Annotated in this window: 12 protein-coding genes, 1 tRNA gene and 1 pseudogene; 5 read left to right on the top strand and 9 right to left on the bottom strand. The window is 67.2% G+C overall.

What is annotated here, in order from left to right; all coding sequences use genetic code 11:
• The first annotated feature begins 207 nt into the window (after nt 1–207).
• A complete protein-coding gene (locus tag HS053_RS11325; RefSeq protein ID WP_174211351.1) occupies nt 208–1761 on the top strand; it encodes a helicase HerA-like domain-containing protein in 1554 nt (517 codons plus the stop codon).
• Nucleotides 1762–1767: 6 nt separating this feature from the next.
• On the opposite strand, the pseudogene HS053_RS11320 reads toward HS053_RS11325, so the two are convergent.
• The 4 genes and pseudogenes from HS053_RS11320 to HS053_RS22515 all read right to left on the bottom strand — a co-directional run.
• A pseudogene (locus HS053_RS11320) lies at nt 1768–2544 on the bottom strand (transporter associated domain-containing protein); the annotation flags it as partial.
• A gap of 129 nt (nt 2545–2673) precedes the next feature.
• Complete coding sequence (locus HS053_RS11315; RefSeq protein WP_174211349.1) at nt 2674–3618, bottom strand: site-specific tyrosine recombinase XerD; 945 nt, start codon at nt 3616–3618, stop codon at nt 2674–2676.
• On the bottom strand, nt 3618–5204 hold the full coding sequence (locus HS053_RS11310) for a hypothetical protein (protein WP_174211348.1): 1587 nt from the start codon (nt 5202–5204) through the stop codon (nt 3618–3620). Before HS053_RS11310 ends, HS053_RS11315 begins: the two co-directional genes overlap by 1 nt.
• A complete protein-coding gene (locus HS053_RS22515; protein ID WP_277817058.1) occupies nt 5194–5328 on the bottom strand; it encodes a hypothetical protein in 135 nt (44 codons plus the stop codon). The genes HS053_RS11310 and HS053_RS22515 overlap by 11 nt, the downstream gene beginning before the upstream one ends.
• Before the next feature lie 189 nt (nt 5329–5517).
• On the opposite strand from HS053_RS22515, the gene HS053_RS11305 reads away from it, so the two are divergent.
• A complete protein-coding gene (locus HS053_RS11305; protein ID WP_347233319.1) occupies nt 5518–6057 on the top strand; it encodes a shikimate kinase in 540 nt (179 codons plus the stop codon).
• 1 nt (nt 6058) lies between these two features.
• Nucleotides 6059–7171, top strand: a complete 1113-nt coding sequence (gene aroB, locus HS053_RS11300) for a 3-dehydroquinate synthase (RefSeq protein ID WP_174211347.1) — start codon at nt 6059–6061, stop codon at nt 7169–7171.
• On the opposite strand, the gene HS053_RS11295 is transcribed toward aroB, so the two are convergent.
• From HS053_RS11295 to HS053_RS11285, 3 genes are read right to left on the bottom strand one after another with little or no spacing between them, the layout of a single operon-like run.
• Nucleotides 7168–8334 carry an SAM-dependent methyltransferase gene (locus HS053_RS11295; protein WP_174211346.1) on the bottom strand — a complete coding sequence of 389 codons (1167 nt, stop codon included), beginning with the start codon at nt 8332–8334 and terminating at the stop codon, nt 7168–7170. The two genes, aroB and HS053_RS11295, sit on opposite strands and share 4 nt — an antisense overlap.
• Nucleotides 8335–9114, bottom strand: coding sequence for a DUF1365 domain-containing protein (locus HS053_RS11290; protein WP_347233318.1), 780 nt, complete (start codon nt 9112–9114; stop codon nt 8335–8337).
• A gap of 2 nt (nt 9115–9116) precedes the next feature.
• The gene (locus tag HS053_RS11285) at nt 9117–10397 is read right to left on the bottom strand and encodes an FAD-dependent oxidoreductase (protein ID WP_174211488.1); all 1281 of its coding nucleotides are present in this window, start codon (nt 10395–10397) and stop codon (nt 9117–9119) included.
• A gap of 152 nt (nt 10398–10549) precedes the next feature.
• On the opposite strand from HS053_RS11285, the gene HS053_RS11280 reads away from it, so the two are divergent.
• Nucleotides 10550–11281, top strand: a complete 732-nt coding sequence (locus tag HS053_RS11280; RefSeq protein ID WP_174211345.1) for an SDR family NAD(P)-dependent oxidoreductase — start codon at nt 10550–10552, stop codon at nt 11279–11281.
• Here HS053_RS11280 and HS053_RS11275 read toward each other — a convergent pair whose 3' ends face one another.
• Together HS053_RS11275 and HS053_RS11270 are read right to left on the bottom strand one after the other, a co-directional pair.
• Entirely contained in the window at nt 11282–11683 is a 402-nt protein-coding gene (locus HS053_RS11275) for a DUF2177 family protein (protein WP_174211344.1), read from the bottom strand.
• A gap of 121 nt (nt 11684–11804) precedes the next feature.
• A tRNA-Gln gene (locus HS053_RS11270) sits at nt 11805–11879 on the bottom strand.
• 115 nt (nt 11880–11994) lie between these two features.
• On the opposite strand from HS053_RS11270, the gene HS053_RS11265 reads away from it, so the two are divergent.
• Nucleotides 11995–13173, top strand: coding sequence for a BaiN/RdsA family NAD(P)/FAD-dependent oxidoreductase (locus HS053_RS11265; protein ID WP_174211343.1), 1179 nt, complete (start codon nt 11995–11997; stop codon nt 13171–13173).
• The last annotated feature ends 31 nt before the right edge of the window (nt 13174–13204 follow it).

Here is a 13204-nt window from a genome sequence, read left to right as displayed (position 1 = left end):
GGTTTTTCACAGACATGTTTGATCTGCGCCCCCGGCCGAAACAGTAAAAAAAGCCGCGCCTTTTCAAAGGCGCGGCCAGTCTGACAGGGAGGAAGTCACGCCAGCGGGAAAAGCCCCGCCCCGGCAAGATCAAGGCTGGCATGGAAAGGTTAAGGATGTATTTTACCCCCGGGCGCCCCGGCGGCGCGGGCGATGTGAGGGGTTGCGATGGGCGAGACGATCTTTGTCGGCGGCGGGGGCGAGGGCTATGGCGCGGCGCAGAATCTGCTCCTGAAATATGGCAACCGCCACGGGCTGATTGCGGGCGCCACCGGCACCGGCAAAACCGTCACCCTGCAGATTCTGGCCGAAGGGTTTTCGGCCGAAGGCGTGCCGGTCTTCATGGCCGATGTGAAGGGCGATCTGGCGGGCATTGCCGCCCCCGGCTCGGCTGCGGGCAAGTTGCATGAAGCCTTCACCAAACGCGCCGCCACCATCGGCTATGACCTGCAATATCGCGCCTTTCCGGTGACCTTCTGGGATCTTTTCGGGGATCAGGGCCACCCGATCCGCGCCACAGTGGCGGATATGGGGCCCTTGCTGCTATCGCGGCTTCTGGAGTTGAGCGAACCGCAGGAGGGCGTGCTGAACGTCGCCTTCCGCCTTGCCGATGATGAAGAACTGCCGCTCTTGGACCTCAAGGATTTGCAGGCGCTGCTGACCTTCATCGCCGAGAATGGCGATGCGGTTTCGGCACGCTATGGGCTGGTGTCGTCAACCTCGGTGGGGGCGATCCAGCGCCGGTTGCTGGTCTTGGAAAATCAGGGTGCCACGGCGATGTTCGGCGAACCGGCGCTGGAACTGGCCGATCTGATGCGGACCGATGCCGCGGGCATGGGCATGGTCAATGTGCTGGCGGCGGACAAGCTGATGCAATCGCCCCGGCTTTACGCCACCTTCCTGCTCTGGCTTTTGTCGGAACTGTTCGAGAACCTGCCCGAGGTGGGCGACCCCGAGAAACCCAAGCTGGTCTTTTTCTTTGACGAGGCGCATCTTCTTTTCACCGACGCGCCCAAGGCGCTGATTTCCAAGGTGGAACAGGTGGCGCGGCTGATCCGGTCGAAAGGGGTCGGGGTCTATTTCATCACCCAGAATCCGGCGGATGTGCCCGAGGTCATTCTGGGGCAACTGGGCAACCGGGTGCAGCATGGCTTGCGCGCCTTCACCGCCAAGGACCAGAAGGATCTGGCCAAGGCGGCGGAAACCTATCGCCCGAACCCGCGCTTTGCCATCGAAGAGGCGATCCGTGATGTCGGCACGGGTGAGGCGGTCACCTCGTTCCTTGAGGCGAAGGGCATTCCGGGTATTGCCGAGCGCACGCTGATCCGTCCGCCCGCCAGCCAGCTTGGCCCGATCGAACCGGGCCTGCGGGCGGCTGTCATGGCGGGGTCGGGGCTGGGCGCGAAATACACCACGCCGATCGACCGTGACAGCGCCTGGGAACGGCTGCGCGCCCGTGCCGCCAAAGCCGCCCGCGAAGCCGAAGCCGAAGCCGTGCCGGAAGCCGAAGAAGACCGTGAGTTTTCCCGCGCCCGCCGCTATGACGGCGGCCCGACCGCCCGCAAGGCGCCGGAAGAACCGGCGCCGCGCCGCAAATCCACCTCCAGCCGATCCGATTCGGTGGGCGAGGTGCTGGCGAAGAGCTTTGCCCGCCAACTGGGCACCAAGGGCGGTCAGGCGGTGGTGCGCGGCATTCTGGGCACGTTCTTCGGCAAGCGTTAGGCGGCGCTACAGCGGCCGCATCCGCAATCTGGTCAGCCGGTTCTCGCGCCGTTCGACCACTTCGAACCGCAGCCCGTGAAAGCGGAAGGCTTGGCCTTCGGCGGGAATCATCTGCGCTTCGTGAATGACCAGACCGGCGATGGTGTTGGCCTCATCATCGGGCAGGGCCCAGTCGAGCGCGCGGTTCAGGTCGCGGATCGTCATGGCGCCATCGACCAGCCAGGCGCCGCTCTCATCGCGCTTGAGACCCGCTTCGCGTGCCACCACGTCGAATTCATCGGTGATCTCGCCGACGATTTCCTCAAGGATGTCTTCCAGCGTGATCAGCCCCTGAAGCGCGCCATATTCATCGACCACCAGCGCGAAATGGGTGCGCCGCTTGAGAAATTCGCGCATCTGTTCGTCAAGGCTGGTGGTGTCGGGGATGAAATAGGGCTTCATCGCCGCCTTGACGATATCAAGCCCCGCCAACCCCTCGGGCTCGCGCGAGAGGCGGTCGGTTTCGCGCCAGAGATCCTTGACGTGGATCACGCCCAGAATGTTCTCTTCATCGCCGCGAAACACCGGCAGCCGGGAATAGGGCGAGCCGAGAACCCGGCGCAGGATCACCTCCGGGGCGGCATCGGCGTCGATCATCTCGATCTGCCGGCGGTGGCGCATGATCTCGCTGACGGCGCGGTCCGACAGGTCAAGCGCGCCCAGAAGCCGGTCGCGCGCCTCTTTCTGCATCGCACCGCCGGAATGGCCAAGTGCGATGGCGCCTGCGATATCCTCGCGCAGCGCCTCATGCGCGCGGTCGGGGTCGTTGCCACCGGGGCGGCGGCGGAACGGGGCGAGAAGGCGGGCAAAGCGGCTCATGCCGTTCTTTGACGGCAAAGCGGCGGGCGGGTCAAGCTTTGGCCTGACGGCGCCTCACGTCTTGCGGCGGGCCAGCGGATGACGGGTCAGCACCAGATCCTTGAGCTGATCGTCCAGCACATGGGTGTAGATTTCGGTGGTGGCCACATCGGCATGGCCCAGCAGCGTCTGGATCACCCGCAGATCGGCGCCGCCGGCCAGAAGATGGGTAGCAAAGGCATGGCGCAGGGTATGGGGGGTCACCTTGGACGGGTCCACGCCGCCCAGAACGGCGATATCCTTGATCAAAAGATAGAAATGCTGCCGCGTCAGATGGCCGTCGGCCCCCGGCCCGGGGAAGAGGGCGCGGGCCGCGGGCCTGCCCGCCTTGCGCGCCCGCTCCTCTTCGCCGTCGCGCAGGTGCAGCCAATCGGCCAGCGCCGCCCGTGCCGGGGGCGACAGCGGCACCATCCGTTCCTTGCCGCCCTTGCCGCGCACGAGGATCATCTTCGGATCGCCGCGCGCCGCCGCCACCGGCAGGCCGACAAGTTCCGAAACCCGCATTCCCGTGGCATAAAGCAGTTCCACCAGCGCGCGGTTGCGCAGCCTTTCGCCCTCGCTGCGGCCCTTGCTGCGGGCGGCGTCCAGCAGGCGCTCCACTTCGGCAAGGCTGAGGGTCTGGGGCAGGTGGCGGCTGGCGCCGGGGCCCTTGATGCGGATGGCGGGATTGTCGGGGCGCCAGCCTTCGTCCAGCGCAAAGCGGTAAAGCTGCCGGATCGCCGAGAGGCGGCGGGCGCGCGTCGCCTGCGACAGGCCCTGCGCTTCGCAATAGACGATATAGGCTTCGACCTCTTCACGGCTGGCGGCGGCAAAATCGCGGCCCCGCGCCGCCAGCCAGCCCGCGAAATCCTTCAGGTCGCGGCCATAGGCCAGTTGCGTGTTGCGTGCGGCATCGAGTTCGGCCGCCTGCGCCTCGAGAAAGGTGGCGATCCAGCGCTCCATGCCCGCGGGTGCCGCCATCAGCCGCGCCGCTCCAACAGCATCAGGTCCAGCGCGGTGCGCCGCGCGGCATCCTCAAGCCCCAGCGCCCGCAACAGCGAAAGCCCCTCGGCGACCTTGACCAGTTCGCCCTGAAGCCCGGTCTCGATCAGCCGGATCGCCAGCAACAGCGCCTCGCCGATGCGGCCCTGTGCGATCAGCGCGGCCCCGGCTTCGGGGGCTGCGGCGGCCTCGCCTTGGAAGGCGGGGGCGATGGCGCGGGCCATGCTGTCGGGCGCAGCCAACCCGGCCACGCTGCCGCCCGCAAGCCCCGCCAGGAATTTCGCCCGCGTGTCGCCCGGCGACAGAGGTGAGGCGGCAAGGCGGCGGTAGTCGGGCGACAGCAGGCCCATTTCCCAGGCGATGCGCGCGGCGTCCCCGGTCAGGGCCATGCGCGACAGCGGCACGGCGAAGAGTTCGGCAAAGGGCACCTCCGCCTCGACATCGGCCATGCGGGCAAAGGCCAGCGGCAGGCGCTGTTCTACGGCCCCCAGATCGCCGCCGGTCAGCGCGGCATCGAACCGCTGAAAGGCATCCACCCGGTCCCAGACCCCGCCCGAGGCGGCGGGCTGGCGTTGGGTATATAGGCCCAGAAGCTGGTTCGCGGTGATCACCCCGGCCCGGGCCAGCCGTTCGGCCGCTTCAAGCTGCGCTTTCCAGCCCGCGCGTTCGGAAAGCTCGGCATGGGCAAAGGCCAGCGGCAGGGTGGTGGTAGAAAGCGGCTCGCCGATGGCCTCATAAATCCGCCAGATCAGCGGCGTCACCGGCTTGGGCGGGTCGGGCACCTCTTCGCCCTCGAAAAGGTCGGGGTCAAGGAAGCGCGACAAGAGGGCATCCTCGACCCCGGTCACATGGCCCAGCGCCTGCGCGGTGCGCAGGGTCAGCGCGGCGGCATTCCAGTCGCCCGAGCGGGCAAGGCAGAAGACCCGCGTTGTCAGCGTGGGCGCCAGTTCGGGCGCCCCCGCCATCACCTCACAGGCGGCATCCTCGCCACCCGTCAGCAAGGCCACGTCAAAGCTGCGGCGGAACACCTCGGCATTGGTGGCGGTGCCTGCCTCGGCCAGAAGGGCTTCGGCCTGTTCCAGCGCACCCAGCTCCAACAGCTTGTCCACCCGCGCGATCAGAAGCCGCCCGTCGCCGCCGGCATCGGCCGGGGGGCTGGCCTGGGCGATCAGCAGCGTCACCAGCAGCTTCTGCAACTCGGGCAGGCCCTCGGCCCGGGCGCCGGCGATGGCTTCGGTCACTTCGGACAGCTTGCCAAGGCCCCAGAGATTATGCGGAAAGCCGGTGGTTTCGGGTGGCAGCAACCCCGCGGCATCCGGGCTGGGCCCGCCGATGACCGAGACGGCCACCGCCTCGGGCAGGGCGCCCTGCGCGCTGACGGCGGGTTCGTCGGCCGGGGCGGGCAGCGTGACAGAGCCATTGCCGGAACCGCTGGCCGGAGCCGGTTCAGAGACCGATTGCGACAGCCAGTCGATGGCCGAAAGCGGCGCCTCGGCGCGCAGCGGGCTGCCAAGCCCCGCCAGAAGGCCGATCAGCGCAAGCGGAAGGCGGCGCTCAACCGGCATCCAGCACCACCGGCTGGCGGATCTCACGGGCGGGCGGGGTCATGTCGGCCAGATAGGCATAGGCCGTCAGTCCCAGAAATCCCAGCACCGCCAGCCCCAGCACCAGCTTGATCAAACGCCCCATCGCCTTGCCTCTCGTCATCGCCGGTTGATCCGGCGGGTTATCTGCCTTGCCGCGCGGCCTTTCGGCGGCGGTCCTGTTGCGAATATATATGGCATTCGCGCCGAGTTCACGCCATTCAGGGAAGAATATTCGGTATCGGCAGCGGCCCGCCCAGAAGCGCCGCGCCGCAAGGCATATGGGGATGGAACGGTGCTTCTGAAAAAGACCGTTGTGATGGTGGGAATGATGGGGGCGGGCAAGACGGCGGTGGGCACGGCCCTGGCCCGTCTCGTGGGCGTGCCCTTCCTCGATTCGGATGAAGAGATCGTCAAGGCCGCCGACCGCTCGATCGCGGAAATCTTCGAACGCGACGGCGAGGCGTTCTTTCGCGCCCGCGAAACCGAGGTTCTGGCGCGGCTGTTACGGGGCGCGCCTTGCATCCTGTCCACGGGCGGCGGTGCCTTTCTGGCCGAAGGAAACCGCCGGTTGATTGCCGGGCAGGGGGTTTCGGTCTGGTTGCGCGCCGATCTGGATGTGCTGTGGAACCGGGTGCGCCACAAGGCGACGCGGCCGCTTTTGCGCACCGCCAACCCGCGTGAGACGTTGCGCGCGCTTTACGAGGCGCGGCTGCCCTTTTACCAGATGGCGGAAATCACCGTCGATTCCACCGCCGACTGTTCGGTCGAGGATATGGCGCGGCGGGTGGTGGCGGCGCTGGCGGCGCGGCCGGATGTTCTGGAAGGAAACTGAAATGACGGTCGATGTGGTTCCGGTCGCGCTCGGGGCGCGCAGCTATGAGGTGCGCATCGGCGCCGGCCTGATCGAGCGGGCGGGGGCCGAGATCGGCCCCCTGCTGCACCGGCGCAAGGCGGCGGTGATCACCGATGATTCGGTGGCGGCGCTGCACCTGATGCGGCTGGCCCGCGCCTTCGAGGCCGAGGGCATCACCGTGACCGCCCTGACCATCCCGCCGGGCGAGGCGTCGAAAGGCTGGGCGCAATATGCCCGAGTCTCGGAATGGCTCTTGGAGCAGAAGATCGAGCGGCGCGATATCGTCGTGGCCTTTGGCGGCGGTGTGGTGGGCGATCTTGTGGGCTTTGCCGCAGCCACCCTGCGGCGCGGTGTGCGTTTCGTGCAGATCCCGACCACGCTTCTGGCGCAGGTGGACAGTTCCGTCGGCGGCAAGACCGGCATCAACACCGCCCAAGGCAAGAACCTGATCGGTGCCTTCCATCAGCCCAGCCTTGTTCTGGCCGATATCGCTGTGCTGGAAAGCCTGCCCGCGCGGGATTTTCTGGCCGGTTATGGCGAAGTGGTGAAATACGGGCTCTTGGGCGATGCCGCGTTCTTTGACTGGCTTGAGGTCAATGGCCCGGTGCTGGCGACGGATGCGGAGAAGAGGCAATATGCCGTCCGCCGCTCGGTCGAGATGAAGGCCGGGATCGTGGCCCGGGACGAGACGGAAGAGGGCGAGCGTGCCCTGCTGAACCTTGGCCATACCTTCTGCCACGCGCTGGAAAAGGCCACCGGCTATTCCGACCGGCTGTTGCATGGCGAGGGCGTGGCGATCGGCTGTGCCTTGGCCTTTGAACTCAGCCAGCGGTTGGGCCTGTGCGCGCAAGAGGCGCCCAGCCGGGTGCGGGCGCATCTGCGGGCCATGGGCATGAAGGTGGATATCGCCGATATCCCGGGCGACCTGCCGGATGCCGCCGCGCTTCTGCGGCTGATGGGGCAGGACAAGAAGGTGGTGGACGGCAAGCTGCGCTTTATCCTCGCCCGCGGCATCGGCGATGCCTTTGTCGCCGATGACGTGCCGCCCGATCTGGTGAAAACCCTGCTGGAAGAGGCGCTGGCGGGGCGTTAACCGCCCGCGTGCGCCAGTTCCACCTGCACCACATCGCTGCGGCCGGTGGCAAAGGTCGCGGCACAGCTTTGCAGATAGAATTGCCAGTTGCGCAGGAAATCCTCGCCATAGCCCAGACGGCGGATGCGCGGCGCCTCGGCCAGCATCCGTTCGGCCCAGAGGCGGCAGGTGCGGGCGTAATCCTGCCCGAAGGCGAAGCTTTCCTTCACCTGCAGGCCTGCCGCCGCCGCCTGCTCTGCCAGAACCGCATTGCAGGGCAGCATTCCACCCGGAAAGGTATGCTGGCGGATGAAATCCGATCTTGTGCGATAGGCGGGAAATTCGGCATCCGACACGGTGATCGCCTGCAACATGGCCCGGCCTCCCTCGGCCAGCCGTGCCTTGATCGTGCCGAAATAGACCGGCCAATAGCGTTCGCCCACCGCCTCGATCATCTCGACCGAGACGATATTGTCGAACCGCCCTTGCGTCGCGCGGTAGTCCTGTAGCCGGATATCCGCCCGCCCGTCCAGCCGGGCATCGGCATAACCCTTTTGCGCCGGGGAAAGCGTCAGCCCCGTTACATGCCGCCCATGGTCCGCCGCGCGCTCGGCAAAGCCGCCCCAGCCGCAGCCGATTTCCAATATCCGCTCTCCCCCCGCCAGCCGCGACAGGATGCGGTCGTTCTTGCGATCCTGCGCGCGGGCGAGGTCATCGTCCCCCGGCGTGAAAATCGCTGCGGAATAGGTCATCCCCGGGTCCAGCCAAAGCTGATAGAACTCGTTCCCGACATCGTAATGCGCCCGGATGTTGCGCGCCGCACCGCGCAGCGAATTGGCGCGCAGCACCCGGTCCACCAGTTGCATCACCACCCGCGCCAGCGGCCCCGGCTCGGAATAGCGTTGCAGCCGGTCGATGTTGCTTAAGCCCAGCGTGATCAGCGGTTCCAGCGCCGACGTGGTCCAGAGCCCGGCCATCCACGTCTCGCCCAGACCGACATCGCCGCGGGTAACAAGGGCCGACAGCACCGACCAGTCGCGGATCTGCATGTCCACCTCCGGCCCGGCGGCGCCGAAATGCAGCACGGTGCCCTCGGGCGTGGTCAGGGTCAGCCGGCCGCCCTCGATGCCTTCAAGCGCGGCAAAGAAGCGGGATTTCATCAGGCGGGTCACGGGAAGGCGCATTCAGCTTATCTCCTGATCGGGCGGGGCAGGCAGCGGGCGGTAGGCCGCGCCTTTGAGTTTGAGGCAGAGCGCGTGCCAGTAGATCAGCGCCACCACCCGCAGCGCACCGCCGGGCCGCCGCAGCGCCGCGGCAAGAAGTGCAGCATTGGTCAGCGTGTGCAGCGGCCCGGTCATCGCGGCGCGCAACCCCTCGGCTCCGTCGAACTGGCCGATGCGGATGGCAATGCGGTCGGGCTGCACCGCGAAACGGAAGAGGTAACGCCCCGACACATCCTGAAACGGCGAGACGTGGAAAAGCTTTTCGGCGGCAATCTCATCCCCGGCGGTCAGGGGCGCATGGCCGGGCAGGGCGCAAAGATAGCTGTGGCGCTGGCCAAAGGTGTTGTTGACCTCGGCAATGGCGGCAAGGGTGCGGTCGCCCTCGATCAGCAGCCAGAAACTGACCGGGCTGAACCAATAGCCAAGGAACCGCGGCTGGGTCAGCAGCGCCATCACGCGGCCCGGGCCGGGGGCAAACCCGGCCTCGGCCAGCCGCGCCCAGGCCCAGGCGGCGCTCTGACCGGCGCCGCGCGGCCCGCCATGATCCCGGTCGAAATAGGCCATCAGATTGAAACGGTTGCGCGACATCAATGCCGGGGGCGCCATGTGATCGGGCGCAAAAAGCAGGTAATCCACGCGGTAGCGAAAGCCATGGGCAATGGCGCCTCGCCGCCCATGGGCAACCTCGGCGGGCATATGCAGCACCTCTCCGGCCCTCAGCCGCGTGGCCAGCGGGGCCATGGTCACACCCGCTCGGGCAGGACGCGGCGGGCAATGCGCAGGGCGCTGGCAAAACCGTCTTCGTGAAAGCCGTTGCGCAGCCATGCCCCGGCGAACCAGCTTCGCCGCTGGCCCTGCATCGCGGCAATCGCCGCCTGCGCCGCCAGCGCAGGGCCGTCAAACACCGGATGGCGGAAGGTGGTTTCGTCATAAATCGCCCGGGGATCAATCGGCGCCTGCGGATTGAGGCTGACGAAGAGCGGATCGCTTTCGGGAATGTTCTGGAGCCGGTTCATCCAATAGGTCACGCCGACCGGGCTTTCGGGCGGCGTATCGGCTTCGGTGCGGTAGACCCATGCGCTCCAGCAGCGGCGGCGGCGCGGCATCAGGCCGGGGTCGCGGTGCAGCACCATGCGGTTGTCCTGAAAGCGCACGGCACCCAGATGCGCACGCTCGTCTGCGCTGGGATCGGTCATCAGTGCCAGCGCCTGATCGGCATGGCAGGCGAAAATCACCTGATCAAAGCGTTCCGCCTCGGCGCCCGCCGCCCGCAGGTCCACACCCTCTTCGCTGCGCGTCACGCTGCGCACCGGCGTTGCGGGCCGCAGATCAACGCCCCGCCGCTCCAGTGCCGCCACCAGCCGCGACACATAGGAAATGCTGCCGCCAGAGACCGTCCACCATTGATGCTGCCCCGCAGCCGACATCAACGCATGGTTGCGCATGAAGCGCAGCAGCGCCTCGGCCGGAAAGGCGCCGATTCCTTGCGCCGGGGTGGACCAGATCGCGCCGCAGATCGGATACAGGTAATGGTCGCGGAACCGCCGCCCCAGAGCCATGACGCGCAGCAGATCGTCAATGCTCTGCCCCGGACGGGCCGCCGCCTCGGCCCCGGCGTTGAAGCGCAGCACGTCGCGGATCATCGCCAGAAACCCCGGGTTCAAGAGGTTCCGCCGCTGCCCGAACAAGGCATCGCCCGATCGCAGCGCATATTCCAGCCGCCCGCCGTTCAGCGAGACGCCAAAGCTCATCTCGCTGCGTTCAACCGGCACGTCCAGATCGCGGAAAAGTCCGGTCAGATGGGGATAATTGGCATAGTTGAACACGATAAAGCCGGTATCCACCGGCTGATCGCCCCGCAGCCCCGCCGTGACCGTGCGCGCATGGCCGCCCAGCCTTGGGGCCGCCTCGAACAAGGTCACCTGATGCTGCCCGGCCAGCGCCCAGGCCGCGGCCAGTCCCGCTATGCCGCCGCCGATGATGGCCACACGCTGCGGCGCGCCACGGGTAAGGTCGAACGGCATGAAATCCCCCTGATCGGTTCGGCTTTTCATGCAGTTACGCAAGGGACGCGCCGCCGGATCACTCTGCCGCGCCAAGGGCAAGGTTTTTCTGCCCCGGGGTGATCCTGAAATGGCAGCCCGCCGTATTGAGAGGACAGCAAGGAGGCAGAGCCATGGGTGCATTTACCGGAAAGCGCATCTGGATCATCGGCGCCAGTGACGGCATCGGTGCCGCTTTGGCACGGGCCTTTGCCGCCGAAGGGGCGCGTCTGATCCTCTCGGCCCGCAATGCCGCCGCGCTGCGGGCTCTGGTCCAGGACATTGGCGGAGAGGCGGTGCCCCTCGACCTTGCCCGGCGCGAAACGCTTGCGGCTGCGGTGGCGGCAATGCAGCCCGGCACGCTGGACGCGGTGATCTGCACCGCCGCCCTTTATGACCCGGCCCGCGTCGCCGATCTGGACCCGGCCCGCGCCGAAGACCTCGTGCGGGTGAACCTTCTGGGCACGCTGGATGTGGCCCGCCTGACGCCGCCCCTGATCCGCGACGGCGGGCAACTGGTGCTGTTCGGCTCGGTCGCGGGCTATATCGGCCTGCCCGGCGGGCAGGTCTATTCCGCCACCAAGGCCGCGGTCAACAATCTGGCCGAGACGCTGCGGATCGAACTGGCGCCCCGGCTGGATGTGCGTCTGGTTTGCCCCGGCTTCGTGCGCAGCCGCCTGACGGCGAAGAACGATTTCCCGATGCCCGCGATGATCGAACCGGAAGAGGCGGCGGCGGCGGTTCTAGCGGGGCTGCGCAGCCGCGCCTTCGAGATCCATTTCCCGAAACGCTTCACCTATGCGATGAAGCTTCTGCGGGCACTGCCCTATTGGCTGTCGCTGCGTCTGACGGGGCGCTTGCGCTGATCAGGCCAGTTTGCCCGTCAGCAAGGCCACCCCAGCCCAGGCGGCAAAGCCGGTCAGAGCGGTGCCCCAAAGCCCGTCCAGCACCACCTGCTGCAACGACCAGTCGGCAAGCGTGGCATAATTCGTCATTTCATAAGTGCCATAGGCGATGAAGCCCAGAATCGCTCCGCCGATCAGCGCCTGCACCGGCGCCCCGGCCTTGAGCGCGGGCAGTGAGACGAACCACAAGAGCCCCGCGACATAGAAGAGGTAAAACACCGCCGCCGGACCCAGCCGCAGCGGATCGGCCAGAAGATGCCCGACATGGCGCTCAAACACCGGGCGGATCAGATAGCGGATGCCGAGCATGTCCAGCCCCAGAAACACCCCCGTCGTCACCATATAAAGCAGCCCCGTCTGCATCCCCGTCCCCTCCGCGCGGCACCGATGCAAGCAATACGGCCCCCGCAGCGCATCGGATCAGTCAAGCAGACCGAAAGGGTCAAGCCCTTGGCGTTGCGGGTTTATTTCTGTCTGGGAAGGTTGGCTGGGGCGCTAGGATTCGAACCTAGGTATGGCGGTACCAAAAACCGCTGCCTTACCACTTGGCGACGCCCCAACCGTGCGGCGGTGTTTAGCGAAGGGTCGGGCGGGGTGCAAGGGGGGTGAGGGGAAAAAATCGCACCCGCGTGAGGCCGGTTGCGGCAGGTCCGGGCGCGGGATAAGCGGGCGGGATGGAACGGGTGGATGTCGTCATTCTGGGGGCCGGTGCGGCGGGGCTGATGGCCGCGATCGAGGCGGCACGGCGCGGGCGCCGGGTGCTGGTGATCGACCATGCCAAGGCCGCGGGCGAGAAGATCCGCATCTCGGGCGGCGGGCGCTGCAACTTTACCAATACCGGCATCGCGCCGGAGCGGTTTCTGTCGCAGAATCCGCGCTTTGCGCTGTCGGCGCTGAAACGGTTCACCCAATGGGATTTCATCGCGCGGATGGATTCGGCGGGCATCGCCTGGCACGAAAAGACGCTGGGGCAGCTCTTTTGCGACGGGTCGGCCATGGAGGTTGTGGCGATGCTGCTGGAGGATTTGGCGCGGGCCGGCGGGCAGCTTTGGTTGGGCTGTGCGCTTGGCGCGGTGCGGCAGGTGTCGGGTGGCTTTACCGTGGAAACCGCGCGGGGCGTGGTGCAGGCGGCGGCGGTTGTGGTTGCTACCGGGGGCAAGTCGATCCCCAAGATGGGGGCGACGGGGTATGGCTATAAACTCGCCGAAAGCTTTGGTCTGCCGCTGGTGGAAACGCGGCCCGCGCTGGTGCCGCTGACCTTTGCCGAGCAGGATCTGGCGCGGTTGGCGCCCTTGGCCGGGGTCGCGGTGCCGGGGCGGGTCTCTTGCGGCAAGACCGGGTTCGACGAGGCGGTGCTGTTCACCCATCGCGGCCTCTCTGGCCCGGCGGTGCTGCAAATCTCAAGCTATTGGCGCGAAGGACAGGGGATCGAGGTGAATCTGTGTCCCGGGCGCGATGTGGCGGGCGAGCTGGCAGCGGCGAAGAAGACCAGCGGCAAGGCGGCGCTGCGGACCGTGCTGACGCGGCTCTTGCCGGAACGCCTTGCACGGCAGATCGAAGAGGAATTGGGGCTGACGGCGCCGATGGCCGAATTGCCCGCCGCCGCGCTGGAGCGGGTGGCGGCGCGGGTGGCCCGCTGGCAAATCACCCCGGTCGGCAGCGAAGGCTACCGCACCGCCGAGGTGACGCTGGGCGGGGTGGATACCACGGCGCTGGACGGGCGCACGATGCAGGCGCGCGGGGTGCCCGGCCTCTATTTCGTGGGCGAGGTGGTGGATGTCACCGGCTGGCTGGGCGGCTATAACTTCCAGTGGGCTTGGTCCTCGGGCTGGGCGGCGGGGCAGGTGGCGTAACGGGGCCCCCGATGCGACGCAATTTTCTTCG

The sequence above is a fragment of the Tabrizicola fusiformis genome (genome assembly GCF_013328815.1).
Classification (GTDB): Bacteria; Pseudomonadota; Alphaproteobacteria; order Rhodobacterales; family Rhodobacteraceae; genus Fuscibacter.
The sequence above is the reverse complement of the archived record's forward strand: the minus strand, read 5'-3'. Positions and strand labels throughout refer to the sequence as shown.

Excerpts from the sequence above, each read along its gene's own strand:
- HS053_RS11325 (WP_174211351.1), top strand. The coding sequence starts at position 208 with ATGGGCGAGACGATCTTTGTCGGCGGCGGGGGCGAGGGCTATGGCGCG.
- HS053_RS11315 (WP_174211349.1), bottom strand. The coding sequence starts at position 3,618 with ATGGCGGCACCCGCGGGCATGGAGCGCTGGATCGCCACCTTTCTCGAG.
- HS053_RS11310 (WP_174211348.1), bottom strand. The coding sequence starts at position 5,204 with ATGCCGGTTGAGCGCCGCCTTCCGCTTGCGCTGATCGGCCTTCTGGCG.
- HS053_RS22515 (WP_277817058.1), bottom strand. The coding sequence starts at position 5,328 with ATGGGGCGTTTGATCAAGCTGGTGCTGGGGCTGGCGGTGCTGGGATTT.
- aroB (WP_174211347.1), top strand. The coding sequence starts at position 6,059 with ATGACGGTCGATGTGGTTCCGGTCGCGCTCGGGGCGCGCAGCTATGAG.
- HS053_RS11295 (WP_174211346.1), bottom strand. The coding sequence starts at position 8,334 with ATGCGCCTTCCCGTGACCCGCCTGATGAAATCCCGCTTCTTTGCCGCG.
- HS053_RS11290 (WP_347233318.1), bottom strand. The coding sequence starts at position 9,114 with ATGGCCCCGCTGGCCACGCGGCTGAGGGCCGGAGAGGTGCTGCATATG.
- HS053_RS11285 (WP_174211488.1), bottom strand. The coding sequence starts at position 10,397 with ATGCCGTTCGACCTTACCCGTGGCGCGCCGCAGCGTGTGGCCATCATC.
- HS053_RS11280 (WP_174211345.1), top strand. The coding sequence starts at position 10,550 with ATGGGTGCATTTACCGGAAAGCGCATCTGGATCATCGGCGCCAGTGAC.
- HS053_RS11275 (WP_174211344.1), bottom strand. The coding sequence starts at position 11,683 with ATGCAGACGGGGCTGCTTTATATGGTGACGACGGGGGTGTTTCTGGGG.
- HS053_RS11265 (WP_174211343.1), top strand. The coding sequence starts at position 11,995 with ATGGAACGGGTGGATGTCGTCATTCTGGGGGCCGGTGCGGCGGGGCTG.